This is a genomic window from Allochromatium palmeri (assembly GCF_009720725.1).
GTDB classification, from domain to species: domain Bacteria; phylum Pseudomonadota; class Gammaproteobacteria; order Chromatiales; family Chromatiaceae; genus Thermochromatium; species Thermochromatium palmeri.
Genome location: NZ_WNKT01000003.1, coordinates 131911 through 155392 on the forward strand (window position 1 = coordinate 131911; position 23482 = coordinate 155392).

Below are 23482 nucleotides of genomic sequence, written 5' to 3' on the forward strand. Positions count from 1 at the left end.
ACGATGGATACCCTGCTCATCTATGTGGGCCACACCCTGCTGGCCGCTGGACTCTTTTTTTTCTGGGTCAGTGGACTGGGTCTGATCCGCATGCCGGATCTCTTCACCCGGATGCACGCCGGAACCAAGGCAACCACGCTCGGTTCACTGCTGACGCTGCTGGGTGCGGCCTGTCTGCAACCGGACTGGGCACCCAAGCTGCTGCTGCTCGCCGTCTTCATCCTCCTGACCAATCCACTGAGCGCCTCGGTGCTGGCGCGCGCCGGCTATCGCACTGGCACCGAGGGTATGGACCTGAACGTCGATGCGTGCGCCGAGCGTGACCGTGCTCAGGTCGCAAGCGTCGGTGCCAAGGCCGATCCCACCGAGGAGCCAAGCGCATGATCGGAGTCCTTACCCTGCTGCTCTATCTCTGGATGATCGCTGGGGCCATCCTGGCGATCCGCCACACCGATCTGCTTCAGGCCGTGGTCGGTCTGTCGCTGGTGAGTCTGGGTGCGGTCGGTCAGTTCTTTCTGCTGCATGCGCCGGACGTAGCCCTGACCGAGGCGGCGATCGGTGTGGCGGCCGGGAGCTTCGTGCTGCTGATGGGCGTGCGTCAGTTCGGACGCGATGAGGGGCGCGATCTGTCATGAGCCAGAGTCAACGAGTCCCTTTGCGCAAACGGGTGCGCGTCAAGACGCTGTTGCTTGCGCTGCTGAGTGTCTGGCTGCTGGTGCTGTTCCTGACCCTACTGCTCGATCAGGCGCGCGACTGGCCAACGGCGACAGTCGGCGATGCGCTGCTCGAACGCAATGCTGAGACCGCTTCGGCCAATGCCGTGACCTCGGTGGTGGTGAGTTATCGCGGCTTCGATACGCTCGGTGAGGTCACGGTACTGTTCCTGGCGGCGACCGGTATTGGGTTGCTGTTCAGTGCGCCGCGTCCGCCTTCCGAACCGGCCGCTGCCGAATCCGAAATCGCCGCCGCACCGCCAAACGAGATGATGATCACTGGCATCCGGTTGTTGTTTCCGGTCCTGCTGCTGCTCGGCGTCTATATCGTTCTGCACGGACACCTTTCGCCAGGCGGCGGTTTCCAGGGCGGCGTGGTGATCGCCACGGCGTTCTTTCTGCGCATGCTGGCCGATCCCGATTTTCGGCTGGATCACACCCGTCTCGGCGCGCTCGAATCGCTGTCTGGCAGCGGGTTCGTGCTGATCGGGCTACTGGGTCTGGCGCTGGTCTCGACCGGAACCTTTTTGGGGAATTTCCTGCCGCATCCGGTCGCGTCCATGGGCCAGCTCCTGAGCGCCGGTGTCATCCCGCTCGTCTATGCCCTGGTCGGCGTCAAGGTCGGGGCCGAGGTCGGAGCCATCTTCCAGGACATGCGGGAAACCTGACCCGCCACATCGAAGCTGTTACTCCCGGGAGCTGTAACCCCATGCTGGAATTTCTGGATAGCCCAAGCGTGCTGCATGGCCTGCATACCATCGGCAGCCTGACACTGTTCGCCGTCGGTCTTTACGGACTGCTCGGCAAGCGCCATCTACTCAAGGTCTTCATAAGTCTGGCCCTGATGGAACTGGCGGTCTATCTGCTGTTCATCGCGCTGGCGACCACGCCGGGCGAGACGGCCCCCATCCTGAGCGATGGCCTGACCGCGTTCGTGGGCATGGCCGATCCGGTCCCGCAGGCCCTGACGCTGACCGCGATCGTGATCGGCATGGCGGTGTTGGCGCTCGGCGTATCGCTGGCAATCCGCTATCACCGTCTCAGTGCCAGCGCGGACATCCGCACCCTGGCTGACGCCAAGGACTGACCGCATGGAGTTCTCCGCCTCGCCCGTCTGGTTTATCGCCCTGCCCCTGCTGGCCGCCTTCAGCGCGCCGCTGTGGACGCGCTGGCATCTGCTCGACCACCTGCTGTTCGGCGTGCCGCTGGTGCTGCTGATCCTGGCGCTTGGACTCTTTCCGACGGTGCATGAGGCACCGCTGCTGGAGACCATCGTCATCGCCCCGCCGCTCGGCATCCATTTGCATCTGGACAGCGCCTCGCTGCTACTGGTCACGCTCTTCTGCTTTGCTGTAACGCTGGTGGCAGCCTTTCTCTGGCTCGGCGCAACCGACTCCCATCTGCGCGGACGTCGGCCGTTCGTGCTGATTCTGCTGCTGCTCGTCGGCGGCAATGGGCTGGTGTTGACTGGGGATCTATTCAATCTCTATGTCTTTCTGGAGATTGCCGGGGTCAGTGCCTATGTGTTGAGCGCATTGCGCGACGACCGGCCGGCGCTGGAGGCGGGCCTCAAATATCTCATCATCGGCTCGGTGGCGGCGCTCTTCTTCCTACTGGCGGTGGTGCTGGTTTATCTCCAGACCGGGCAGTTGAATCTGGCGGCGGTGGCGCGCGAGTTCGCGGCCATCCCGCCGGCCATGCAGGGCCTGATCGCGTTACTGATGCTGATTGGACTGGGGATCAAGTCCGAACTCTTCCCCTTCAATTTCTGGGTGCCGGATGTCTATCGCGGCAGTGATCCAGCGGTGACCGCGCTATTCTCGGGGCTGTTGGTCAAGGCGTTCCTGTTCGTGCTGGTGCATCTGGCGGTACTGATCTGGGCCGATCCGGCTGTGGCGCGCGTCTGGCTGATGACGCTCGGGGCACTGACGCTGATCGTCGCTGAGCTGGCGGCCCTGCGTCAGGACGACATGCGGCGAATGCTGGCCTATTCGTCGCTCGGTCAGATTGGTCTGATCATGCTCGCGCTCGGGTTCTTCAGCGAGACGACCACGGCCGGCGCCTTCTTTCACATGATCAATCACACCCTGGTCAAGCTGCTGCTGTTCCTGGTCGCGGCGCTGTTGCTGCGTCGCTGTCTGTCGCTGCGGTTGGAGGATCTCGCCGGGGCGGCGCGTGTCAGTCCGCTGGCCGCTGGGCTGTTCGTGGTCGGGGCGCTGGGGGTCTTGGGGCTGCCGCCATTCGGTGGCTTTATGAGCAAGCTGTGGATGCTCCAGGGCTTTGCCGAGGCGCAGCGCATCTGGCCGATTGCGCTGATCCTGTTCGCGGCCTTGATCGAAGCGGGTTACTACTTCCGCTGGATTCGGGTGCTCTATGCGCCGGTCGCTCCAGCCGCGTCCGCTGACACCAAGACCACGCCTGAACCCTGGGCGGCGTATGCGCCGTTGCTGCTGATTGCTGGACTCATGCTGCTGCTCGGTGTCGCGCCCTTCCTGCTGGAGACGAGCGTTGTCGAGGCCGCGCACGCCCTGCTCGACCGTGATCTGACGCTCCAAAGCGTGCTGGGGGTTGCACAATGAATCTGATCCTCAAGCTGCTGTTTTTGGCCGTGTCGCTGACGCCAGCCCTCACGCTCCTGACCTGGGGCGACGGAACACTAGCCTGGCCGCTGTTCGGCGGCTTCGAACTGCTGTTCGAGTTAGGACCGCTGAGCGCCTTCTTCCTGCTGCTCCTGGCGCTGGGCACGCCGCTGGTGGCGCTGCCGATGGCGCGTGGGACGCCCGACCGCGCCGCTTATGGACTCTTCGCGCTCCTGCTGCTGGGAATGCAGATGCTGCTGCTGGCGGGCGACTTCCTCGGCTTGTTCATAGGCTGGGAGGTGATGACCTGGAGCAGCTATCTGCTTCTGATCCGCTCGACGCGCACCACGCTGGAAGGGGCGCAGACCTACATTCTTTTCAATCTGGCCTCAGCCTTTTTATTGCTGGCCGGGATGCTGGTTTTTTACAGTCTCACCGGTGATTTCCGGATCGCGCCCCTGACCGAGGCGAGTGCGGCTGGACGCTGGGCGGTGTTCATCCTGCTGGGTCTGGCGTTCCTGATTAAGGTTGGCGCTCTGCCCCTGCATCGCTGGATTCCGCTCGGCTATGATCAGGCGCCTGATCTGTTCAGCGCCGTGCTCGCTGGGCTGATTTCCAAGATGGGACTCTACGGCTTGTTGCTGCTGCCGACGCTGTTTCCGGACGCGCTCGCGGGTCTGTCCGGACGGCTGCTGAACGGCCCGGCAGCCGGCTACGGGCTGGCCTGGATCGGGGCCATTACCGCCGTTGTCGCGACCTTCAAGGCGATCTCGCAGCAGGACATCAAGCGTCTGCTGGCCTATTCCTCGATCGCTCAGCTCGGCTATGTCGTCACCGCCATCGGGGTCGGCAGCTCGCTGGCGGTCGGCGGGGCGATCTTCCAGACCCTGGTCCACACCCTGGTTAAGCTACTGCTGTTCATCACCTTCGCCGGAATCGTATTGCAAACAGGGCAACGGCGTTTCAACGATCTGGGTCACCTGATCGACCGCATGCCAATGGCTTTCTTTGCAGTGCTGATCGGCATCATCGGTCTAGCGGGCATGCCGCCGCTGCCGGGCTTCGCCGCCAAGTATCTGATGTTCGTCGGACTGATCGACGCACGCTGGCTGTTGCTGCTGGCGGCCATGATGCTGTCGAGCACAGCGGCCTTCATCTATTGCTATCGACTGATCTATGGCCCTTTCCTGGGTCACGCCAACTCACCCGAGGCGCGTACGGCGACCGAGGCCCCCTGGAGCTATCTGGTGCCGCAGGTCGTGCTCATGGGGCTGCTGGTTTTGCTCGGGATCTTCCCTGGATTCGCCATCGAGGTCATCGTCGATCCGGTGCTGATGACGCTGGGTCTGACGCCAATCGGCGCGCCCTCCTGGGGCGAGCTGGCCACACCCTATGGCGGCTATGACGGCGTGGTGCTGATGACCGTATTCGGCGGCGCCTTCGTCATCGTGACCGCGCTGTTCTGGCTGGCGCGCGGACAAATGCGCCGCGCGGGCAGTCCCTATGACCTGAGCTTTGCCGGCGAGGTGCCGACGGCTGATACGCCGCTGCACTATGGCGCGGGCATGGGGCGCGAGTTGCGGCGCATTCCGTTGATCGGCTGGATCCTGGCGCACACCACGGCGGGCGTTCAAGCCGGTTTGACTCGCCAGACACTGGCGGCGGCGGGTCTGCTGGGCGGACTCTATCGGCGCGATCCGCAAACCTGGACGCTGCTGGCGGTACTGGTGCTGGTTGTCGCCTCGACCCTGCTGGCGCTGAACGGAGGCTGGTTCTGATGCACGTCCTGCTCGATTCGCTGGCGATGATCGCCCTGTGCTATGTGATGGGCTTTCTGTTCCAGGGCTTCTACCGTCAGTTCAACGCCCGTCTCCAGCGCCGCTGGGGGCCGAGCATCTGGCAGAATCTCTATGACAACATGAAGTTTCTGCTCAAGTCCGAGACTCTGATCCATGGCCCGATGTTCTTCTTCGGCCCCATGATTATCGCCGCCGGAGCCATCACCACGCTGCTGTTCGTGCCCTTCCTCAAGGACTCGGACTGGCTGCAAGGGGTCTCGACGCACGGCAACCTGATCCTGATCATTTATCTGCTGGTGGTCGGTCCGCTGGGCAATGCGCTGGCGGTGGGATCAAGCGGCAATCCATTCGGCGTGATGGGCGTCACCCGCGGACTGACCCGATTGATGGGGCTGGAAGTGCCCTTCTTCCTGGGTCTGGCGCTGGTGATGCTGCAACACGAGACCACCTCAGTGCACGCCATCATGGCGGCACAGGATGGCATCGCGCACTGGAACCTGATCACCAACCCGATTGCGTTCGCTGTCATTCTGCTGCCCTTCATCGCCAGTCAGAACGCCTCGCCGTTCGACGTGGTCGGTGCGCCGGTCGAGGTGTATGCCGGGCCGCGCGTCGAGTTCGGCGGACGGCTGCTCGGCGTGCTCATGACCCAGAACATGATGATGACCATCGCCAAGCTGGTGCTGGTGGTCGATCTGTTCCTCGGCGGCGCGAGCAACGTGCTGGAGCTGATCGCCAAGGCGTTCGCGCTCTTTTTGCTGACGACCGCGATCAGCGCTGCCTTTCCCCGGCTCAAGACCGAGCAGACAGTGGACTTCTTCTGGAAGGTGCCGCTGGGGCTGGCGGTGCTGGGCGTGGTTCTAAACGTCTGGCTGATCTGAACGCGGTCCTGGAAACCGGCCCATCGTCCACCATCTTAAGTACCAAGACGACGGGTCCTGGACATCATCCGAGAGCATTCATGTATCACAAGAGCGATTGCGAAGGATTCCAATGCGAGCAGCGGATGCTGGAGGCGAACCTGGGCCAGGACGACGCCGGTCTGGGCGTGGTCGAGCGGCTGATCGGCTGGCTGCGTCAGCGCAGTCTGTTCGTGCTCGCCTATGGCACCGGCTGCGGCGCCATCGAGATGCGTCCGCTCATGACCAGCCGCTTCGATGCCGAGCGTTTCGGCATCATCGGCGCGGCTACGCCGCGTCAGGCCGATGTGTTGGTCATCAGCGGCTATCTGGCGGTCAAGACCCTCAAGCGCGTCATCCGCAGCTATGAACAGATGCAGGAACCCAAGTACGTCATCGCACTCGGCAGTTGCACCATCAACGGTGGCATGTACTGGGATTCCTACAACACCATCAAGTGTCTGGATCACTACATCCCGGTCGATATGTACATCAACGGCTGCATGCCGCGCCCTGAAGCGTTAATCGAGGGGTTCACCGCGTTGCAAGAACGCATCCGGCGCGGCGAACCGGGCGGCTATCAGCGCTATCGCGACAACATCGACTGGTACAAGGCCAATCAGCGGCGAGTGTTCGGCGACAACATGCCGCCCGCCTACACCTATGACTGGTACAGCGAGGGCGCCACCTGATGCTCGACGATCTCCTGCCCCGACTGTCCGGTTTCGAGCTGATCGATCCAGTCGAGCGCCATCCGCGACTGGCCTTCGTGCGCGTGCCCAAGGCGCAGTTGTTCTCGCTGCTCGGCCAGCTCAAGCAGAGTCTGGGCTTCGTCACGCTCCAGACCATCGCCTGTGCCGACTGGATCGAGGATGGCGTGTTCCGGCTGACCTATCTGCTTGAGACGGCGACGCGCGACCGGGCGCTGGGTGTCCAGACCGACCTCGGGCGCGAGGGCGAAGCGATCGAGACCGCGATTCCGCTCTGGCCCCAGGCCGAGATCTTCGAGCGCGAGCTGCATGAAATGTTTGGCATTCCCATCACCGGGCATCCGAGTCTCGGTGATTTCATGCTCGAAGGCTGGACCCATACTCCGCCGATGCGTCGTGAGTTCGATACGCTCAAGTTCGTCCAGGAGCAGTTCGAGGTGCGTCCCGGACGCGAGGACAATCAGGACGTGCGCGAGGCGATCCGGCGGCGTAAAGAGGCCAAGAAGCTGGCCGCCGGGGACGCACCCAAGCCGAAACCTGCCGCCGTGGAGGCACCCGCCCGCATCGACACGCCAGCGCCCGCATCTGGATCGACGCCCGAGACGGGAGGCGCGTCATGAGCGACGTCATCAAGATCTTCCACGGCCCGCAGCATCCCGGCGTGACGGGCAACATGAGCATGGAGCTCGATCTCGACGGCGAGACCATCAGGCGCGCCGTCACCCATGTCGGCTATCTGCATCGCGGCTTCGAGAAGCTCGTCGAGCGGCGCACGCTCATCCAGGCGTTCACCATCGTCTGTCGCATCTGCGTGCCCGAACCTGACCCCAACGAAGAGAACCTGGCGCGCGGGATCGAGGAACTCGCCGGACTCGAAATCAGCGAGCGCGCCCAGTTCATCCGCGTGCTGGTGCTCGAACTGGCGCGGCTCCAGGCGCATCTGCTGTGGCTGGCTGGCCAGGGCGGCTCTATCGGTCATGAAGTCGTGCCGCAGTGGGCCATCGGCGAGCGTGACTACATCCTCGATCTGTTCGAGGAACTGACCGGCGGGCGCGTCTATCACATGTACATCTATCCGGGCGGGGTGCGGCGCGATCTGCCGGACGGCTTTCTCGACCGGGTCGCGGCGGTACTGGATCAGTTAGAACAGCGACTGCCCGAGTATGACCGTATCTTTTTCGAGAACGCCGGGGTCAAGAAACGGCTCCAGGGCGTGGGCGTGGTGGCGGCTGAAGAGGCTGTCGCCAACGGCTATTCGGGACCGGTGATCCGGGGCAGCGGGGTCGCGCGCGACGTGCGCCGCGACGCGCCCTATCTGGTCTATGATCAGCTCGAATTCGACATCCCGACCCAGAGCGCCGGCGATGCCTATGCGCGTGCCCTGGTGCGCCGCGCCGAGATGAATCAGAGCATCCGTATTCTGCGCCAGGTCATCGACCGGATGCCGCCCGGCACGATCCAATGCAAGCTGCCACGCCATCACAAGTTCACGCTGCCTCGTGCTGAGACCTATGTCCAGACCGAGTCGGCGCGCGGGGCCTTCGGCTATTACCTGGCCGGTGACGGTACCGAATATCTGCGCCGCTTGCAGGTGCGCGGACCCTCGATCGTGCATGCCTTTACCCTGCTCGAACAGCTGCTGGTCGGGGCGCAGCTCGCGGACGTGGCCCTGATCATGAACTCGCTCGGCATCTGTCCGCCCGAGATCGAACGTTAGCGCTTCAGGAGTGCCATCATGGCCTGGAATCCCGACATCAAGGGCGTGACCCTGCCCTTCAGCGTGCTCAAGCAGAGCCTGAAACAACCGCACACGCTCAACTATCCGGTCGAGAAGCGTCAGTTGGTCCCCGGCTATCGCGGCTTTCATGTCAACGACCTGAGTCAGTGCGTCGGCTGCGGCAACTGTCAGGAAATCTGCATGAACGAGGCGATCGACATGGTCGAGGCCACCAGCGAGGTTAATCCCAAGAACGCTAGTGGACTGGTGCCCCGCATCGACTATGGACGCTGCTGCTGGTGCAGTCTGTGCGCCGATGTCTGCGGTCCCTACTCGCTGCGGCTGGAAGGCGAATACACCTATGTCAGTGCAGATCCAGACAGCTTTCTCTATGTCCCCAAGGACACTAAAACCTCCTAGGAGCGCCGGATCATGCAACGACTTCAATGGGGCGCGGTGCTGTTCGTCGTCTGGCTGGGGCTGACCAATTCACTCCAGATCCAGGAGGTCATCGCGGGTTTGATCGTCTCGGCGGTCATCGTCTGGCTGACGGTTCCGCGCCCAACGCCGGGCACAGAGACCAAACCCTGGAGCCTGGTCGGATTGCTGCTGTATCTGCCGGTCTTTCTCAAGGCACTGGTGCTGGCCAATCTCGATGTCGCCCGCCGCGTGCTCGATCCCCGGCTGCCGATCGCGCCGGGTATCGTGCGCATCCGTACCGGACTCGAACAGCCCTATCAGCGCCTGATCCTGGCCAACAGCATCACGCTCACGCCCGGCACCGTCACGCTGGAGACGGAGGGCGCGGATCTGTACGTTCACTGGATCGATGTGCGCGAGACCGATCCTGACGCCGCCGGCGAGACGATCAAGGGCGAGCTGGAGCGCGCGATTCGGCGCATTTGATTCAATCGCGCCGCTGATCTGCCGGATCGTCCCGTCCGCCGCCGAAGAGACGCGCGACGAAGCGAAACACTTGTCCCAGGCCGCGCCAGACCCTGGGCAGCAACCAGAACAGCAGCAGCACGAAGAGCGCAAGCAGGACGAGAAAGACCGCCGGATGATTGACCGCGATCAGCAGACCTGCCAGGACACCGACATCCTCCGTGATCGAGGCCGTCCAGTTGGTGAAGGGTTCGGGTGAGGTGTTGATGAGCACGCGCGTGCCCGACTTGGCGGCGTGCGAGGCCGCCGCCAGTCCGCCGCCCAGGATGGCCGCTGCGATCTCAGCGCCGGGTCCGAGATCGCTCATGGCACCGGCGGCGAGCATGGCACCAGCCGGGATGCGCACGAAGGTGTGCAGCGAATCCCAGGCCGTGTCGACGCCCGGTATCTTGTCGGCGACGAACTCGACCAGATACATGAGACCGGCAGCGAACAACACCAGGGGGTCGGTGAGAATCTCGAGTCCCGGCGGCAGATCCAGGCTGCCGCTCGCGCCGAGCAGACCCAGAATCAGGATGGCGGCATAGAGATTGATGCCGCTCGCCCAGGCTGCGCCAAGGGTCAGCGCCAAGGTTTGAGTCAGTTCGTCCAAGGTTTCTGCACTCTCTGATAGGCCGCGACTGGATTCAGCCCAGATTTGGATCGCTGTCCTATGCCCACTCTGCTGGCTTCAACCCAAGAGATGAGCACGGCGACGTCTCTCTCGGGTTTCATCCTGTCTTTGATCACAGTGTTTGCGGCAGACCCGCTTGTTTGAGAACGGTGTTGGCCATGTGACGCGAACGGATTTTTCCATCCACTGCAAAGCGCCGACCGTTGATCGGACTTTCCCAGATGTCGTGGTCGCCCTTGCCATGTCTGACCAGGGTACAGCCGGCGGCGCGGAGCAGGCGGATCAGTTCCGGCGTAAAATTCGCGCCCATCAGGCCACCTGTCGCAGTTGGGCTAGATGCGTGGTGGTCAGCACACGCAACGGAATCTCGTCATCCGCCGGGCAGCCGTTTTCCGCCAGCATCTCCGGCACCCGGACTCGCAACAGAGACATCATGGCTTCCAGCGTGGGCGCTTCGCCGACCAGTCCGGGGACATTGCTGTCCTCAATGTACCAGACACCGGCCTCGGCATCCCATTCGACGCAGATTTCATAATGCATGGCGGTTACTCCTGATGGATGGATCACAGGTCGAATGTTCCCTGCTCTGGCGCCGGCACGGCCGTGGCAGCGTGTCGCCATATGCGGGTTCAGTTGACTAGGAATCCTGGAGAGCCTAGCTTTGCTCAAAAATCAACTGAGACCACAGCGCAATCATGCGCAAGATACCATGACTCGTTTGCTCCTCTTTATGGCCCTGTTCGTCGTCGTGCTCTACGGCTCCTGGCCCTATTACACCATCTATCGGCTCGACGGTGCCTTGGGTGCAGAGGATGCACAAGCCATCGCGCCCTTCGTCGATCTGCCGGCTATCCGTGCCGGCTACAAAGAGCAGGCTGGTGCCGCGCTGAAGGGCATGATGCCGGACTCGTCGCGCGGTGGCGAAAGCGAGCCGTTCGTCGAATGGCTTGCGGCGGGTCTACGTCCGCTCGGCGAAGCGGCGCTCGAACGTACCGTCACGCTCGATTGGGTCCGGTATGCGCTACGAGACGCCGCGCAGCGTGCCACCGAGCAGCGTCCCGCCTATTTCATGGCCGGCATCGACTACGCCTTCTTTCAGTCCTGGAACCGATTCGGTATCCGTCTCGGCTCGACCGAAGTCGTGATGCAGTTTCAGGGATTGAATTGGCGGGTGACGGCGCTCAAAGACCGCGCCCAGGATGAATGACACCTGCAATGGCCGCAGATCAAGTCAACACCAGATTGTCTCGATGGATCAGTTCCTCGTCGTCGAGATAGCCGAGGATCGACTCGAAACTCGACGACGGCCGGCCACGGATGCGCTCGGCCTCATCGGCATCATAGTTGACCAGACCGCGCGCGATTTCGTGCCCGGACTCGTCGACACAGATCACGACTTCACCGCGATTGAAGCGTCCCTGCACCGCCTTCACGCCCACGGCCAGCAGACTGGTGCCCTTCTCGCGTAGCGCCCGCACCGCCCCCGCATCCAAGACTAACCGACCACGCGCCTGAAGATGACCCGCAAGCCACTGCTTGCGCGCCGCCTGCGGCCCCTGGAAGGGAATCAGCAGGGTACCGACCGACTCGCCCGCACCGATCCGGCTCAAAACCTGCTCGCCGCGCCCAGGCGCAATAATCGTCGGGGTGCCTGAACGCGCGGCCAGCCGTGAGGCCCGGATCTTGGTGACCATACCGCCGGTGCCAAGCCCAGTGACACTGCCGCCGGCAACCTGATCGAGCAGCGGATCACTGACCCAGGTTTCGGGGATGAGCTTGGCCTCGGGGTTCTTGCGCGGATCCTGCTCGAAGAGTCCGTCCTGATCGGTGAGCAGGATCAGCAGATCAGCCTCGATCAGATTGGCCACCAGCGCGGCCAGGGTGTCGTTGTCGCCGAAGCGCAGCTCATCGGTTGCAACTGTGTCGTTCTCGTTGATGACTGGGATCACGCCGAGCTTCAGGAGCGTGCGCAAGGTGCTGCGTGCGTTGAGATAGCGCGAGCGGTTGGACAGATCATCGCGCGTCAGCAGCACCTGAGCGGTATGCAGGCCGCGCGCCTGAAAGCAATCCTCATAGGCCCGTACCAGCCCCATCTGACCGATGGCCGCCGCCGCTTGCAGCTCATGCAGCGTTTTGGGCCGACGACGCCAGCCCATGCGCGCCATGCCCTCGGCCACGGCGCCGGAGGACACCAGCACGATCTCATGACCGGCCTGACGGCGCGCGCTCATTTGCTCGACCCAGGGGTCGAGCATGGCGCGCTCCAGGCCCTGACCATCGCGCGTCAGCAGCGCACTGCCGATCTTGACCACCCAACGCCGCGTACCTGGAATCCTGTCTCGCGAGATCATGCTGCTGCAACCGCGCTCAGAGTATGAAGTTGTAGAATTCGGGTTCAGTCCAAAGGATGCCAGTCGCCGGTCGCCGAGGCGTCGAAGTCATCCCAATCAGAGGCGACCTGCGTCGATGGGACGGCGACAGTGCTGTCGGGATCCGTCTTGAGCGCTTCCAGGCGATACATCAGATCATTGACCAGCGCCTCGGTCCCGGCACCCGTGAGCGCCGAGAGGCTATAAACCGGTCCGCGCCAGTCGAGCTGTTCGACGATCTGCGCACAACGCGCCTCGTAGTCAGCAGCTTCGAGCTGATCGATCTTGTTCAGCACCAGCCAGCGTTCCTTGTCCAGCAGCCCGGCACCGAAAGCGTCCAGCTCAGCCTCGATCTTGCGCACCTGTTCGGCCGGATCCTGACTTTCATCGAGCGGCGCGATGTCGACCAGATGCAGCAGCAGGCGCGTGCGCGACAGATGCTTCAAAAAGTGAATGCCCAGTCCCGCGCCCTCAGCCGCGCCCTCGATCACGCCGGGGATGTCAGCGATGACGAAGCTGCGCCGGTCGCCGACTCGTACCACGCCCAGATTCGGATAGAGCGTGGTGAACGGATAGTCGGCGACCTTGGGCTGGGCGCTGGAGACCCGGCGGATCAGCGACGACTTGCCCGCGTTGGGGAAGCCGAGCAGACCGACATCGGCCAGCAGGATCAGTTCGAGAAACAGATCGCGCCGCTCGCCCGGCGTGCCCGGCTTGGACTGACGCGGCGCGCGATTGGTGCTCGATTTGTAGCGCGCGTTGCCGATGCCGTGAAAACCGCCCTGAGCGACCAGCAGCCGCTGACCCGGTTCGAGCAGCTCGCCGATCAGTGCTTCGGTCTCTTGGTCGAAAACGCGGGTGCCGACCGGGACCGGGACCGTCAGACTCTGTCCGCCGCGCCCGGTCATGTGTTTGCCCTTACCGTTCTCGCCGCGCTCGGCGCGATGACGGCGCCGATAACGAAAATCGACCAGGGTGTTGATGTTGTTGTCGGCGATCAGATAGACGCTACCGCCATCGCCGCCATCACCGCCGTCCGGACCACCCTTGGGGATGTACTTCTCGCGGCGAAAACTCACACAGCCGTTTCCGCCATCGCCAGCCTCGACCCGAATGACGGCCTCGTCGACGAATTTCATAATGATTTATCTCAGAAAAGAAAAAGCCCCGCCCGAGGGACGAGGCTTCGCGATCGGCGCGAACAGCGTGATTGAGACAGGCCGGCGAGGGGTCCGAAGAACCGCTGCGGCAGGCCGCGCGCCGATGCGACGCAGAATCAGGCGCTCTCGACGGTGACGAACTTGCGGTTCTTCGGACCCTTGGTCACGAACTTCACCACGCCGTCGGCCAATGCAAACAGGGTGTGGTCCTTGCCGCAACCAACGTTGACGCCGTTGTGGAAACGGGTGCCACGCTGACGCACGATGATGCTGCCCGCCCGGATCTTCTGGCCGCCGAAGATCTTGACGCCCAGTCGTTTGGATTCGGAATCGCGGCCGTTGCGTGAACTACCGCCTGCTTTCTTATGTGCCATGGCTAACTCCTCAACCCGCGCTGATGCCGGTGATCTTGACCGCCGTGAACCACTGACGGTGGCCCTGACGCTTCATGTGATGCTTGCGACGACGGAATTTGATGATCTTGACTTTTTTGGCGCGCCCGTGCGACTCAACTGTCGCGGTCACTTTGCCGCCAGCCAGATAAGGCTGACCGACCTTGACGTTATCACCATCGGCCACCATCAAGACCTGTTCGAAATCGACACTGTCGCCGGTCTCGGCGGTCAGCTTTTCGATCTTGACCGTGTCACCTTCGGAAACCCGGTATTGCTTGCCACCGGTTTGAATGACCGCGTACATGTTCTGAAGATCCCCAGGAGTGTTCGGATAGGGCCGACGCTCCGCGCCGGAACAAAGAAGCGGAATTCAACCAGAAAATCCCTGTTGGGTCAACGTCGAAAAACGAATGGCGGCACGCTGAGCCCGCCGAACGTCAGTCAAGAGTCGACCGGGCGCGTTAAATTGCGTACCCTTAGCCGATTGACAGCGCGGGGCGCTTGGCTTGACAGTCGCTCGCCCACGCCCCTAGCATCCGCCGCCATTCTACGGTAGACCCAGACACGCATGGACCTCTCCAGGATTCGACAACCCGTCGCCGAGGACATCAAGGCCGTCGACGCCTTGATCCTGCGCCGACTCCAGTCCGACGTGGTATTGATCAACCAGATCGGCCACTACATCGTCAACAGCGGCGGCAAGCGTCTGCGTCCGCTTTCGGTGCTGCTCGCCGCACGCGCCTGCGGCTACAGCGGCGAGCGTCACATCGATCTTGCGGCTGTGGTGGAGTTCATCCACACCGCCACCCTGCTGCACGACGACGTGGTCGATGGCTCGGAACTGCGGCGTAATCGCGAGACGGCCAATACGGTCTGGGGCAACGACGCCAGTGTCCTGGTTGGTGACTTCCTCTACTCGCGCGCCTTCGAGATGATGGTCGAGGTCGGCAACATGCGGGTCATGGACATCCTCTCGCATGCGACCAACCGCATCGCCGAGGGCGAGGTGCTGCAGTTGCTCAACGAGCGCGACCCGGACACCGACGAACAGCGTTACATGGAAGTCATCACGCGCAAGACCGCGACCCTGTTCGAGGCCGGCATCCGGCTCGGCGCCGTGCTCGCCGAGTCGCCGTCCGAGATCGAGGAGGCCACGCGCGAATACGGTCTCAGTCTCGGCATCGCCTTCCAGCTCGTCGACGACGCGCTCGATTACAGCGTCGATAATGCCGAGCTGGGCAAAAACGTCGGCGACGATCTCGACGAGGGCAAGCCGACCCTGCCGATCATCCGCGCCATGGCGGTCGGCTCGCCCGAGCAGCGCGCCCTGCTGCGCGATGCCATCGAGCATGGTGGACGCGATCGCATCGAAGCCGTCACGGCGGCTATTGCGTCTACCGATGCGATCGAATACACTACGCAGCTCGCACAGTCATACGCGGCACGGGCCAAAAACGCGCTTGAGCGCCTACCCGCCTCGCCCGCGACCGACGCGCTTGCCATGCTGGCGGATTTCGCAGTCGCGCGCACGTATTGACGGTGTCACCAGTCACGGGGTGTAGCTCAGCTTGGTAGAGCGCTGTCTTCGGGAGGCAGAAGTCGCAGGTTCGAATCCTGTCACCCCGACCAAATCTCTCGATAGAAAAAACCGGCTTCAGCCGGTTTTTTCTTGTCCGTCATTCATGTCGCTACGGCGTACCAGCGAGCGCAAATCCTCACCCCCGCTGACTCATCTCCGCCCAATGCTCGCGTCCGTCGCGATTGTCGAGATGATTGAGCAGACTCAGCACGAACCGCTTGTCGAAGCGCCGCCCGATCTCACGCATCAGAATGGCCTCGGCCTCGTCGAAGCTCCGGGCGTCGCGGAAGGCCCGCGGGCTGATCAGGGCGACGAAGGCATTGGCCAGCGCGACCACCTGGGCCGTAGGCAGAATCTCATCGCCCTTCAAGCCGTTCGGGCGGCCACTGCCGTCGACCCATTCGTTGATCTGCGCCAGGGTTTCGAGCACCGGACCGTCGAACTCGATGTCACGCAACAGCGTTGGACCTTCGTCGAGCGCCTCGCGCACCCGCTTCAACTCCTGATCGGTCAGACCGCCCCCCTTGACCAGCAGCGCGCGCGGGATGCGGATCTTGCCGATGTTGACCAGACGCGCCGCCTGCTCGGTGGTCTCGATCAGTGCGTGCTCGAACCCGAGATCCTCGGCAATGGCGCGTGCGACCTGGACAACGTATCTGGATTGATGCGCCGAGTCAGGATCGCGCTCGTCGACCAGGCCGACCAGCGTATCGAGCAGATGCTGGGTGTTGCGTTCGCGACGGGCACGCTCGTACATCAGATCAGTCAGATCTTCGATGGTCACGAGTACGGCCAGCTCTGGATCCTCGGTCGCTGCCGTGAACGCCATATGATGCGAGCGCCAAATGTGCTCCTGATCGCGATCACCGAGGACGCGCCCGATCTCGACCTGGGGCGTCCCGGTTTCCAGTACCCGCTGATTGATGGCGCTATAGCGCGTCGCCGTGTCCTGCCCAAGCACCCCGGCCAGCGAGCGCCCGATCAACTCCTCGCGCGCGATGCCGCTGAGCTCGGCCAGACGACGATTGGCATAGGTGATGTGATTGTTCGCATCGACGACCAGGATGGGATTGGGCTGGCTGTCGGTCAGGATGTCGAGAAAGCCCGACAGACGCTCGAAGCGTTCTGCCGACAAGCGATAGCATTCGGCAACCTCCTCGACCCGGCGCGAGGTGGCATAGAGCCAGACCAGCACCAGAGCCGCGCCGATCAGCACCGCCAGCACCGCCAGACCGCTGATGAGCGTCATGCGTCGCGCGTCGCTCGCCGCCAGGGCTTCAGCGGCCCCGAGACGATGCACCAGCACCCAGTCGGTTCCGGGGATGCGCCGGCTGACAGCAAAGGACTCGGTGAACGCATAATGACGGCCATGGTGGAAGAGTCCAGGCTGTTCCAGTGCTTCGACGTCGATGAGATCCTTGGTATTAACCGCAAGCCGTTTCGTCAGCGGCTCGCTGCCATCGAGCAGCGGCGAGAGATATTCGACCAGATTGCCGGAGCGACGGATCAGATAGGTTTCAGCCGTGCGTGCTGCGAGTCCGGGCTGCCTGAGGATCGCGAAGACACTCGCATCGATCGGACGCAGCGCCAGGAAACGAGCGATCACCCGACCCTTGCCTTCGGAAGCATCCGCCTGCACCGGCACCAGAAAACCGAGTGTCAACCGCTCATCCACACCGCGATGCAGATCGAGCAGCGCACGCTCGGTCAGCGGCGTTTGTTGCAGAATATCGGCCAGTGGGCCGTCGATTGGCGGCATACCAGGCGTTGCGGCCAACACACGGCCTTGCGGATCGAGCACGGCCAGTTGGACTTCGAGCACGGTATCGAAGCGGCCTGGCTGATAGCCGGTACTCTGGCGCGACACAAAACCCATGCGTTCGGCCGTCACGGCCAGCAGCGCGCTGAGCGTCTCGCGGGATGCCGCATCCGGCGCCCCGCTCTCCTGCACGAGATTGGTCACTGCATGCTGAAACGGCGCGTGATGCGCTGATCGCTCCATCACCGCATATTGACCTTGCAGCCAGTGCTCGATGGCCTCGACGCGACTGTCGACCACGAGACTCATCTGGGTCTGTAACGCCTGGAGATCGCGCCCCTTTTCGGCGTTGGCGAAGACGATGATGCCGTAGATCGCCAGCCCCAGGCTGAGCACGAGCGCGGCGATGGCGAACTGGATCTGTTTGTTCACACCTGTGTCCTCTTTTTACGCAGACAGGATCGAACTCACCCATCAGGCCGCACGAACGATCCCGATGAGCCCCGATCGAGCCTGTCCGTTGTCAGATGACCGCCGTCGCGAGCGACCATGCACAAGGTTTAAGTGCGTGACTCCCGGGGCACGTGATCGGTCACGCCCGGACCGACATAGATCTGGCGCGGACGGGCGATCCGGTTGCCCTGGGTCTGGGCCTGCTCCCACCAGTGCGCGATCCAGCCGGGCAGCCGGCCGATGGCGAACATGACGGTGAACATGTTGGTCGGGATGCCGATGGCGCGCAGGATGATGCCGCTGTAGAAATCGACGTTGGGATAGAGCTGGCGGTCGACGAAATAAGGATCTTCCAACGCGATCTCTTCGAGCCTGCGCGCGATGTCGAGCAGCGGATCCTGGACGCCGAGCGTCGGCAGCAGCTTTTCGGCCACGTTGGCGAGCATTTTGGCGCGCGGGTCGAAGTTCTTGTAGACCCGGTGTCCGAAGCCCATGAGCCGGACCCGGCTGTCGCGATCCTTGGCCAGTTGCACATAGTCCTCGGGACTGATGTGGCCGCGATGGATCTGTTCGAGCATCTCCAGCACCGCGACATTGGCCCCGCCGTGCAGCGGCCCCCAGAGCGCGCACACGCCGGCCGCGCAGGAGGCGAACAGGTTGGCCTGACTGGAGCCGACCATGCGCACCGTCGAGGTCGAGCAGTTCTGCTCGTGATCAGCGTGCAGGATCAGGATCAGGTTGAGCGCATCCTTGACGATCGGATCGCAGACATACTCGGCATAGGGCTGCGAGAACATCATGTGCAGGAAGTTCGGCACATAGCGCTGCCCCGGATGGGGATAGATATAGGGTTGTCCGACCGAATGCCGGTAGGCATAGGCGGCAATGGTGCGGATCTTACTGATGAGTCCGGCGGCGGCGGCCTGGAAGTGATCCTGGTCCTCCAGCTCAAAATAGTCGGGATGGAAGCAGGACAGCGCATTGATCATGGCCGAGAGAATGGCCATGGGCGGCGCCGAGCGCGGAAAGCCCTCGAAGTGGTGCTTCATGCTTTCGTCGAGGTTGGCGCAGGCGGTGAGCCGCTCGGAGAAGATCCGGTACTCCTCGGCGCTCGGCAGATGCCCGAAGATCAAGAGCCAGGCGACCTCGACGAAGTTCGGTGCCTGTTCGAACTGCTCGATGGGGATGCCGCGATAGCGCAGAATGCCCTGCTCGCCATCGATGAAGGTGATGGCGCTCTGACAACTGCCGGTATTGCCATAACCCGGATCGAGCGTGATATAGCCAGTGCGCGCCCGCAAATCCTGGATGTCGATCGCACGTTCGCCCTCGGTGCCCTCGCGGATGGGAAAGCGGTACTCCTGGCCGTCCAGGATCAGGGTCGCGTCACTGGTCATGGCTCAGATCTCCGCCACCAGCTTGTCGTAGAAGCCCAGGAAGTCGTCCGGGGTCGGTCCCTCGCGCCACTCGATGGCACTGCGCGGGTGCTGGTTGAGCTGGCCGGTGAGGTTGTAGGGGATCGACGGCCCCCAGTCGAGCTGCTGGCGCAAGGGGAGCAGATACTTCTGAATCACCTCGATCACGGGGCGCACATCGAACTTGGGATTGCGCAGGAACCCGAGCAGCATCTCGGTGTGACAGTTGCCCGCGCCGCGCCCGAAGCCATACATGGTGGCATCGACGCGATTGCAGCCGAGGATGATGGCCTCGATGGTGTTGGCGAAGGCCAGCTGCAAATTGTTGTGGGCGTGGATGCCGATCTCCTTGCCGGTGCCTTCCAGGGCCGAGGTGTACTTTCTGTAGAGCCGGTCGATCTGCTCGCGGTAGAGATAGCCGAAGCTGTCGACGATGACCATCGTGGTCGCCGGGGTGGGCGCGATCGACTCCAGTACGGTATCGATCTCCTCCTCGGTGATGTTGGAGACGGCCATCAGATTGGCCGTGGTCTCGTAGCCGAGCTCATGGGCGTGGCGGATCATGTCGACCGCCTCCGAGACCTGATGGGCGTAGAAGGCCACGCGGATCATCGACAGCGGACTCTCAGCCGCCGGGACGATCTGGGTCTCCCAGTCGCTCTTGCCGGCGTCGGCCATGGCGGCGAGCTTCAGACCCGTCTTCTCGGGGTCGTGATCGCCGACCACGCGTCGCAGATCAGCCTCGTCGCAGTGCCGCCAGGGGCCGAACTTCTCCTTAGGGAAAATCTTGGGCGAGTTCTTGTAGCCGATCTCCATGTAGTCGATGCCCGCCTCGACGCAGGCCCGGTAGACGGCCCCGACGAACTCGTCGCTGAATTGATGGGCATTCACCAGCCCCCCGTCCCGCACGGTGCAGTCGAGCACCTTGAGTTCGGGCCGGAAGGTGATCCAGGGGGCTTTGTCGGACATGGGTCGGTCTCCGCGAGCGCTTAGGCTATTGATCGATTCCACATTGTCAACCCAAAGGCATTGTCTGGGCAAATAGCAACGCGCCTCGCCGTGCAGTGATCGAGCTGAAGCTCAAACGCATAGATAGAATTTACAGATTCAATCATCATTTGGTTGACTCTTGATATAGGTCAATACCAGAATCCCGCTGCTCTGCACCGCGCGCCTCCCCTATTCCAAAGACATTGACGAGAGACGCCCGTATCGCCTCGATGCGGGGTCATACAACAGCGCGCCTTCATACGGCTCGACGACTTTTTCGACGTGCATCGCCGTCGTCTATCCGTCCTCCGTCTCTCGATCCTCAATTCTCACAACGCTCGAAGGAAGACCCATGCAACAAGACTCGGTCGACGCCATCAAGGCGCACCCGCGTTATCAGGAGCTCGTGTGCTCCCGTAAATGCTTCGCCTGGAACCTGACGGTCATCATGCTGGTGATCTACTACGGCTTCATCCTGACCATCGCCTTTGCGCCCTCACTGCTTGGCACCCCGATTGCCGAGGGTGCTGTGACCACCATCGGCATGCCGATCGGGGTGGCCATCATCATCAGCGCCTTCGTTCTGACCGGGATCTATGTCGCTAAGGCCAACAGCCGCTTCGATGCCCTGACCAAGGCCATCCGGGAGGATCTGCAATGAAGCGGTTCTATCTCTGGGGCGTGCTGCTCGCACTGCTCGCTCCGTTTGCGCTAGTCGCCGGTCCGGCTGTTACCGGCGAAGTCGAGCGTCAGGCGATCAATGTCACGGCCATCATCATGTTCCTGGTGTTCGTGGCCGGCACCCTGGGTATCACCTACTGGGCCGCCAAGCGCACGCGCTCGGCCAAGGATTTCTACACCGCCGGCGGCGGCATCACTGGTTTTCAGAACGGTCTGGCGATTGCGGGCGACTTCATGTCGGCGGCGTCCTTTCTGGGCATCTCGGGCCTGGTATTTGCGTCCGGCTATGATGGCCTGATCTACTCCATCGGCTTCCTGGTCGGCTGGCCGGTGATTATGTTCCTGATCGCCGAGCAAATCCGCAACCTTGGCAAGTTCACCTTCGCCGATGTCAGCTCCTACCGCTTCGGCCAGACTCAGATCCGCACCATGGCGGCGATCTCCTCGCTGGTGGTGGTGGCCTTCTATCTGATCGCGCAGATGGTCGGCGCCGGCAAGCTCATCCAGCTCCTGTTCGGTCTGGACTACTGGATGGCGGTGGTTGCCGTTGGCGCGCTGATGATGGTCTATGTCATCTTCGGTGGCATGACCGCGACGACCTGGGTGCAGATCATCAAGGCCGTGCTCCTGCTGGCAGGTGCCACCTTCATGGCGGGAGTGGCGCTGTCGACCTTTGGCTTCTCGCCCGAAGAGATGTTCCGTCAGGCCGTCGAGACCCATCCCAAGGCACTCGCCATCATGTCGCCCGGCTCGCTGGTCACGGATCCGGTCAATGCCATCTCGCTGGGTCTGGCGCTGATGTTCGGTACCGCCGGCCTGCCGCACATCCTGATGCGCTTCTTTACCGTGCCGGATGCCAAGGAAGCACGCAAATCGGTGTTCTATGCCACCGGCTTCATCGGCTATTTCTACATCCTGACCTTCATCATCGGCTTTGCCGCCATCGTGCTGCTGGCGCAGCATCCTGAGTTCTTCAAGCCCGAGGCGCTCGCGGCCGACGGTTCGGTCATCAAGGATCAGCTCGTCAAGGGGATCAACGGCGGCACCAACATGGTCGCCATCCGTCTGGCCGAGGCCGTCGGCGGCAACCTATTCCTGGGCTTCATCTCGGCGGTCGCTTTCGCCACCATCCTGGCGGTGGTCGCAGGTCTGACCCTGGCTGGCGCCTCGGCGATCTCGCATGACCTCTACGCGAGCGTCATCGCGCGCGGTCGCAGCAACGAGACCACCGAGATCCGTATCTCCAAGATCGCGACCTTCGGCCTGGGTCTGCTGGCGATCATGCTCGGTATCGCCTTCGAGAGCCAGAACGTGGCCTTCATGGTGGGTCTGGCCTTCGCCATCGCCGCGAGTGCCAACTTCCCGGTGCTGATCACCTCGATCTTCTGGGGCAAGATGACCACCAATGGCGCGCTGGCCGGCGGTGTAATCGGTCTGATCAGCGCCGTGGTGCTCACCATCCTGTCGAAGGCGGTGTGGGGCGATGTGCTGGGTCATGTCGATGCCGACGGCAAGTCGGTCGGACTGATCGCGCTCAACAACCCGGCGATCATCTCGATGCCGCTGGCGTTCTTCTTCATCTGGATCGTCTCGCTGCTCGATCATTCCGAGCAGGCCAAGCGCGAGCGTCATGCCTTCGAGGCGCAGCGCATCCGCTGTGAGACGGGAATCGGCGCCGAGGGCGCGGTGGATCACTGAGATCCAGCTTGAATCGAGCCAGGTCCGATCGACTCAACTTGGCTCGATGTACGAAGCGAGCGGGACGCCGCCTCTGGCGCGTCCCGCTCGGTCACTCGAATCCAACGCGATTCCGCCCCTGGGACTTGGCCTGATACAGTGCCTGATCGGCGCTCCGCTTCAATGCCTCGGCATTGTGTTTCGGGTGCTGCGGCGAATGGGTGGCCACGCCAATGCTGATGCTGACCTGAGGCGCCACATCCGAGTAGGCATGCTCGATCCCCAGTGCACGCACGGCTTCGAGCAGACGCCGGGCCAGATGCGCCGCTCCCTCTTCGTCGGTCTCGGGCAACACGACCGCGAACTCCTCTCCCCCATAGCGCGCCACCAGATCCACCGGGCGTTGCGGCACCTGATACAAGGCTTGAGCGACCTGCCTGAGACACTCGTCTCCGGCGCCATGACCATAGTGATCGTTGTAAAACTTGAACTGGTCGATATCGATCATGAGCAGCGACAATGACTTTGCATTGCGGGTCAAGCGTCCCCACTCCTCCTTGAGCTTCTGATCGAAGTGACGACGGTTGGGAATCTGGGTCAAGCCATCCTGCATGGCGACCTGCTCCAGCCGGTCGGTTCGCAGCTTGAGATTGATCTGGTTGCGCACGCGAGCGCGCACGATTGCCGGGCTGAACGGCTTGCTGATGTAGTCGGCCGCACCGAGATTGAGTCCATGCTCCTCGTCCTGCTCCTCGCCAAGCGCGGTGACGAAGATGATCGGGATCGCTTTGGTCGCCTCGTCATTCTTGAGCCGAAAGCAGACTTCATGTCCATCCATATCCGGCATCACGATGTCGAGCAGGATCAGATCCGGTGGCGGGGCTTGAGCGGCGAGTTCCAGGGCCTTTTCACCGTGCGTGGCGGTCAGGATCCGGTAGTCTTTCTTGAGTAACGCCGCCAGGGCATGAATATTGGCCGGCTGATCATCGACGATCAGCACTGTGGCTTGTTTATTGTCCGACACATCAC

27 protein-coding genes and 1 tRNA gene are annotated in these 23482 nt (G+C 62.7%); 17 read left to right on the forward strand and 11 right to left on the reverse strand.

The window, feature by feature from the left end; translation table 11 throughout:
- Positions 1-3: 3 nt before the first annotated feature.
- From mnhG to GJ668_RS02840, 12 genes are all read left to right on the forward strand, one after another.
- On the forward strand, positions 4-384 hold the full coding sequence (mnhG, locus tag GJ668_RS02785; RefSeq protein WP_155448588.1) for a monovalent cation/H(+) antiporter subunit G: 381 nt from the start codon (positions 4-6) through the stop codon (positions 382-384).
- Positions 381-635 carry a Na(+)/H(+) antiporter subunit B gene (locus GJ668_RS02790; protein WP_155448589.1) on the forward strand — a complete coding sequence of 85 codons (255 nt, stop codon included), beginning with the start codon at positions 381-383 and terminating at the stop codon, positions 633-635. Before mnhG ends, GJ668_RS02790 begins: the two co-directional genes overlap by 4 nt.
- A complete protein-coding gene (gene mbhE, locus GJ668_RS02795) occupies positions 632-1381 on the forward strand; it encodes a hydrogen gas-evolving membrane-bound hydrogenase subunit E (RefSeq protein ID WP_155448590.1) in 750 nt (249 codons plus the stop codon). The genes GJ668_RS02790 and mbhE overlap by 4 nt, the downstream gene beginning before the upstream one ends.
- 41 nt (positions 1382-1422) lie before the next feature.
- On the forward strand, positions 1423-1800 hold the full coding sequence (locus tag GJ668_RS02800; protein ID WP_155448591.1) for a sodium:proton antiporter: 378 nt from the start codon (positions 1423-1425) through the stop codon (positions 1798-1800).
- A 4-nt stretch (positions 1801-1804) separates the two neighbouring features.
- Complete coding sequence (locus tag GJ668_RS02805) at positions 1805-3292, forward strand: complex I subunit 5 family protein (RefSeq protein WP_155448592.1); 1488 nt, start codon at positions 1805-1807, stop codon at positions 3290-3292.
- A complete protein-coding gene (locus GJ668_RS02810) occupies positions 3289-5070 on the forward strand; it encodes a proton-conducting transporter transmembrane domain-containing protein (RefSeq protein ID WP_155448593.1) in 1782 nt (593 codons plus the stop codon). The genes GJ668_RS02805 and GJ668_RS02810 overlap by 4 nt, the downstream gene beginning before the upstream one ends.
- A complete protein-coding gene (locus GJ668_RS02815; protein WP_155448594.1) occupies positions 5070-5972 on the forward strand; it encodes a respiratory chain complex I subunit 1 family protein in 903 nt (300 codons plus the stop codon). Before GJ668_RS02810 ends, GJ668_RS02815 begins: the two co-directional genes overlap by 1 nt.
- A gap of 80 nt (positions 5973-6052) precedes the next feature.
- The gene (locus GJ668_RS02820; RefSeq protein ID WP_155448595.1) at positions 6053-6682 is read left to right on the forward strand and encodes a NuoB/complex I 20 kDa subunit family protein; all 630 of its coding nucleotides are present in this window, start codon (positions 6053-6055) and stop codon (positions 6680-6682) included.
- Positions 6682-7320 (forward strand): NADH-quinone oxidoreductase subunit C, encoded by a 639-nt coding sequence (locus GJ668_RS02825; RefSeq protein ID WP_155448596.1) that lies wholly within the window; start codon positions 6682-6684, stop codon positions 7318-7320. The genes GJ668_RS02820 and GJ668_RS02825 overlap by 1 nt, the downstream gene beginning before the upstream one ends.
- Positions 7317-8417 (forward strand): NADH-quinone oxidoreductase subunit D, encoded by a 1101-nt coding sequence (locus GJ668_RS02830; protein WP_155448597.1) that lies wholly within the window; start codon positions 7317-7319, stop codon positions 8415-8417. The genes GJ668_RS02825 and GJ668_RS02830 overlap by 4 nt, the downstream gene beginning before the upstream one ends.
- Before the next feature lie 18 nt (positions 8418-8435).
- On the forward strand, positions 8436-8837 hold the full coding sequence (locus GJ668_RS02835; RefSeq protein WP_155448598.1) for a 4Fe-4S dicluster domain-containing protein: 402 nt from the start codon (positions 8436-8438) through the stop codon (positions 8835-8837).
- 12 nt (positions 8838-8849) lie between these two features.
- Positions 8850-9323, forward strand: coding sequence for a Na+/H+ antiporter subunit E (locus GJ668_RS02840; RefSeq protein WP_155448599.1), 474 nt, complete (start codon positions 8850-8852; stop codon positions 9321-9323).
- A gap of 1 nt (position 9324) precedes the next feature.
- Here the strand turns inward: GJ668_RS02840 and GJ668_RS02845 are convergent, their stop codons facing one another.
- From GJ668_RS02845 to GJ668_RS02855, 3 genes are all read right to left on the reverse strand, one after another.
- The gene (locus GJ668_RS02845; protein WP_155448600.1) at positions 9325-9954 is read right to left on the reverse strand and encodes a DUF4126 domain-containing protein; all 630 of its coding nucleotides are present in this window, start codon (positions 9952-9954) and stop codon (positions 9325-9327) included.
- 133 nt (positions 9955-10087) lie between these two features.
- Entirely contained in the window at positions 10088-10285 is a 198-nt protein-coding gene (locus tag GJ668_RS02850; protein ID WP_155448601.1) for a type II toxin-antitoxin system HicA family toxin, read from the reverse strand.
- Positions 10285-10515, reverse strand: a complete 231-nt coding sequence (locus GJ668_RS02855; RefSeq protein ID WP_155448602.1) for a DUF1902 domain-containing protein — start codon at positions 10513-10515, stop codon at positions 10285-10287. The genes GJ668_RS02850 and GJ668_RS02855 overlap by 1 nt, the downstream gene beginning before the upstream one ends.
- Positions 10516-10684: 169 nt before the next feature.
- On the opposite strand from GJ668_RS02855, the gene GJ668_RS02860 reads away from it, so the two are divergent.
- Positions 10685-11182, forward strand: coding sequence for a DUF2939 domain-containing protein (locus tag GJ668_RS02860; protein ID WP_155448603.1), 498 nt, complete (start codon positions 10685-10687; stop codon positions 11180-11182).
- Between the two features lie 19 nt (positions 11183-11201).
- Here the strand turns inward: GJ668_RS02860 and proB are convergent, their stop codons facing one another.
- The 4 genes from proB to rplU all read right to left on the reverse strand — a co-directional run bounded on the left by proB (position 11202) and on the right by rplU (position 14203).
- A complete protein-coding gene (gene proB, locus GJ668_RS02865) occupies positions 11202-12326 on the reverse strand; it encodes a glutamate 5-kinase (RefSeq protein ID WP_155448604.1) in 1125 nt (374 codons plus the stop codon).
- A 44-nt stretch (positions 12327-12370) separates the two neighbouring features.
- Positions 12371-13483: an Obg family GTPase CgtA gene (cgtA, locus tag GJ668_RS02870; RefSeq protein ID WP_155448605.1), complete on the reverse strand. Its 1113-nt coding sequence runs from the start codon at positions 13481-13483 to the stop codon at positions 12371-12373.
- 137 nt (positions 13484-13620) lie between these two features.
- Positions 13621-13878, reverse strand: a complete 258-nt coding sequence (rpmA, locus tag GJ668_RS02875; protein WP_155448606.1) for a 50S ribosomal protein L27 — start codon at positions 13876-13878, stop codon at positions 13621-13623.
- A gap of 10 nt (positions 13879-13888) precedes the next feature.
- The gene (gene rplU / locus GJ668_RS02880; RefSeq protein ID WP_155448607.1) at positions 13889-14203 is read right to left on the reverse strand and encodes a 50S ribosomal protein L21; all 315 of its coding nucleotides are present in this window, start codon (positions 14201-14203) and stop codon (positions 13889-13891) included.
- Between the two features lie 264 nt (positions 14204-14467).
- On the opposite strand from rplU, the gene GJ668_RS02885 reads away from it, so the two are divergent.
- Together GJ668_RS02885 and GJ668_RS02890 are read left to right on the forward strand one after the other, a co-directional pair.
- A complete protein-coding gene (locus GJ668_RS02885; protein WP_155448608.1) occupies positions 14468-15436 on the forward strand; it encodes a polyprenyl synthetase family protein in 969 nt (322 codons plus the stop codon).
- Between the two features lie 15 nt (positions 15437-15451).
- Positions 15452-15528: transfer RNA gene (locus tag GJ668_RS02890), tRNA-Pro, on the forward strand.
- Between the two features lie 86 nt (positions 15529-15614).
- Here the strand turns inward: GJ668_RS02890 and GJ668_RS02895 are convergent.
- The 3 genes from GJ668_RS02895 to GJ668_RS02905 form a co-directional block, all read right to left on the reverse strand.
- Positions 15615-17669 (reverse strand): HD domain-containing phosphohydrolase, encoded by a 2055-nt coding sequence (locus GJ668_RS02895; protein WP_186342839.1) that lies wholly within the window; start codon positions 17667-17669, stop codon positions 15615-15617.
- Between the two features lie 128 nt (positions 17670-17797).
- Positions 17798-19087, reverse strand: coding sequence for a citrate synthase (locus GJ668_RS02900; RefSeq protein ID WP_155448609.1), 1290 nt, complete (start codon positions 19085-19087; stop codon positions 17798-17800).
- 3 nt (positions 19088-19090) lie between these two features.
- A complete protein-coding gene (locus tag GJ668_RS02905) occupies positions 19091-20074 on the reverse strand; it encodes an aldolase catalytic domain-containing protein (protein ID WP_155448610.1) in 984 nt (327 codons plus the stop codon).
- 373 nt (positions 20075-20447) lie between these two features.
- Here GJ668_RS02905 and GJ668_RS02910 point away from each other — a divergent pair, with 373 nt between their 5' ends.
- Both GJ668_RS02910 and GJ668_RS02915 read left to right on the forward strand, forming a co-directional pair.
- Positions 20448-20756 carry a DUF485 domain-containing protein gene (locus GJ668_RS02910; protein WP_155448611.1) on the forward strand — a complete coding sequence of 103 codons (309 nt, stop codon included), beginning with the start codon at positions 20448-20450 and terminating at the stop codon, positions 20754-20756.
- Positions 20753-22474, forward strand: a complete 1722-nt coding sequence (locus GJ668_RS02915; protein WP_155448612.1) for a cation acetate symporter — start codon at positions 20753-20755, stop codon at positions 22472-22474. Before GJ668_RS02910 ends, GJ668_RS02915 begins: the two co-directional genes overlap by 4 nt.
- 91 nt (positions 22475-22565) lie before the next feature.
- On the opposite strand, the gene GJ668_RS02920 is transcribed toward GJ668_RS02915, so the two are convergent.
- Positions 22566-23477 (reverse strand): diguanylate cyclase domain-containing protein, encoded by a 912-nt coding sequence (locus GJ668_RS02920; RefSeq protein ID WP_186342840.1) that lies wholly within the window; start codon positions 23475-23477, stop codon positions 22566-22568.
- Between the last annotated feature and the right edge of the window lie 5 nt (positions 23478-23482).

What these genes read in the sequence shown, in the direction of transcription:
- mnhG (WP_155448588.1), top strand. Translation starts at nt 4, where the DNA reads ATGGATACCCTGCTCATCTATGTGGGCCACACCCTGCTGGCCGCTGGA.
- GJ668_RS02790 (WP_155448589.1), top strand. Translation starts at nt 381, where the DNA reads ATGATCGGAGTCCTTACCCTGCTGCTCTATCTCTGGATGATCGCTGGG.
- mbhE (WP_155448590.1), top strand. Translation starts at nt 632, where the DNA reads ATGAGCCAGAGTCAACGAGTCCCTTTGCGCAAACGGGTGCGCGTCAAG.
- GJ668_RS02800 (WP_155448591.1), top strand. Translation starts at nt 1,423, where the DNA reads ATGCTGGAATTTCTGGATAGCCCAAGCGTGCTGCATGGCCTGCATACC.
- GJ668_RS02805 (WP_155448592.1), top strand. Translation starts at nt 1,805, where the DNA reads ATGGAGTTCTCCGCCTCGCCCGTCTGGTTTATCGCCCTGCCCCTGCTG.
- GJ668_RS02810 (WP_155448593.1), top strand. Translation starts at nt 3,289, where the DNA reads ATGAATCTGATCCTCAAGCTGCTGTTTTTGGCCGTGTCGCTGACGCCA.
- GJ668_RS02815 (WP_155448594.1), top strand. Translation starts at nt 5,070, where the DNA reads ATGCACGTCCTGCTCGATTCGCTGGCGATGATCGCCCTGTGCTATGTG.
- GJ668_RS02820 (WP_155448595.1), top strand. Translation starts at nt 6,053, where the DNA reads ATGTATCACAAGAGCGATTGCGAAGGATTCCAATGCGAGCAGCGGATG.
- GJ668_RS02825 (WP_155448596.1), top strand. Translation starts at nt 6,682, where the DNA reads ATGCTCGACGATCTCCTGCCCCGACTGTCCGGTTTCGAGCTGATCGAT.
- GJ668_RS02830 (WP_155448597.1), top strand. Translation starts at nt 7,317, where the DNA reads ATGAGCGACGTCATCAAGATCTTCCACGGCCCGCAGCATCCCGGCGTG.
- GJ668_RS02835 (WP_155448598.1), top strand. Translation starts at nt 8,436, where the DNA reads ATGGCCTGGAATCCCGACATCAAGGGCGTGACCCTGCCCTTCAGCGTG.
- GJ668_RS02840 (WP_155448599.1), top strand. Translation starts at nt 8,850, where the DNA reads ATGCAACGACTTCAATGGGGCGCGGTGCTGTTCGTCGTCTGGCTGGGG.
- GJ668_RS02850 (WP_155448601.1), bottom strand. Translation starts at nt 10,285, where the DNA reads ATGGGCGCGAATTTTACGCCGGAACTGATCCGCCTGCTCCGCGCCGCC.
- GJ668_RS02855 (WP_155448602.1), bottom strand. Translation starts at nt 10,515, where the DNA reads ATGCATTATGAAATCTGCGTCGAATGGGATGCCGAGGCCGGTGTCTGG.
- GJ668_RS02860 (WP_155448603.1), top strand. Translation starts at nt 10,685, where the DNA reads ATGACTCGTTTGCTCCTCTTTATGGCCCTGTTCGTCGTCGTGCTCTAC.
- proB (WP_155448604.1), bottom strand. Translation starts at nt 12,326, where the DNA reads ATGATCTCGCGAGACAGGATTCCAGGTACGCGGCGTTGGGTGGTCAAG.
- cgtA (WP_155448605.1), bottom strand. Translation starts at nt 13,483, where the DNA reads ATGAAATTCGTCGACGAGGCCGTCATTCGGGTCGAGGCTGGCGATGGC.
- rpmA (WP_155448606.1), bottom strand. Translation starts at nt 13,878, where the DNA reads ATGGCACATAAGAAAGCAGGCGGTAGTTCACGCAACGGCCGCGATTCC.
- rplU (WP_155448607.1), bottom strand. Translation starts at nt 14,203, where the DNA reads ATGTACGCGGTCATTCAAACCGGTGGCAAGCAATACCGGGTTTCCGAA.
- GJ668_RS02885 (WP_155448608.1), top strand. Translation starts at nt 14,468, where the DNA reads ATGGACCTCTCCAGGATTCGACAACCCGTCGCCGAGGACATCAAGGCC.
- GJ668_RS02900 (WP_155448609.1), bottom strand. Translation starts at nt 19,087, where the DNA reads ATGACCAGTGACGCGACCCTGATCCTGGACGGCCAGGAGTACCGCTTT.
- GJ668_RS02905 (WP_155448610.1), bottom strand. Translation starts at nt 20,074, where the DNA reads ATGTCCGACAAAGCCCCCTGGATCACCTTCCGGCCCGAACTCAAGGTG.
- GJ668_RS02910 (WP_155448611.1), top strand. Translation starts at nt 20,448, where the DNA reads ATGCAACAAGACTCGGTCGACGCCATCAAGGCGCACCCGCGTTATCAG.
- GJ668_RS02915 (WP_155448612.1), top strand. Translation starts at nt 20,753, where the DNA reads ATGAAGCGGTTCTATCTCTGGGGCGTGCTGCTCGCACTGCTCGCTCCG.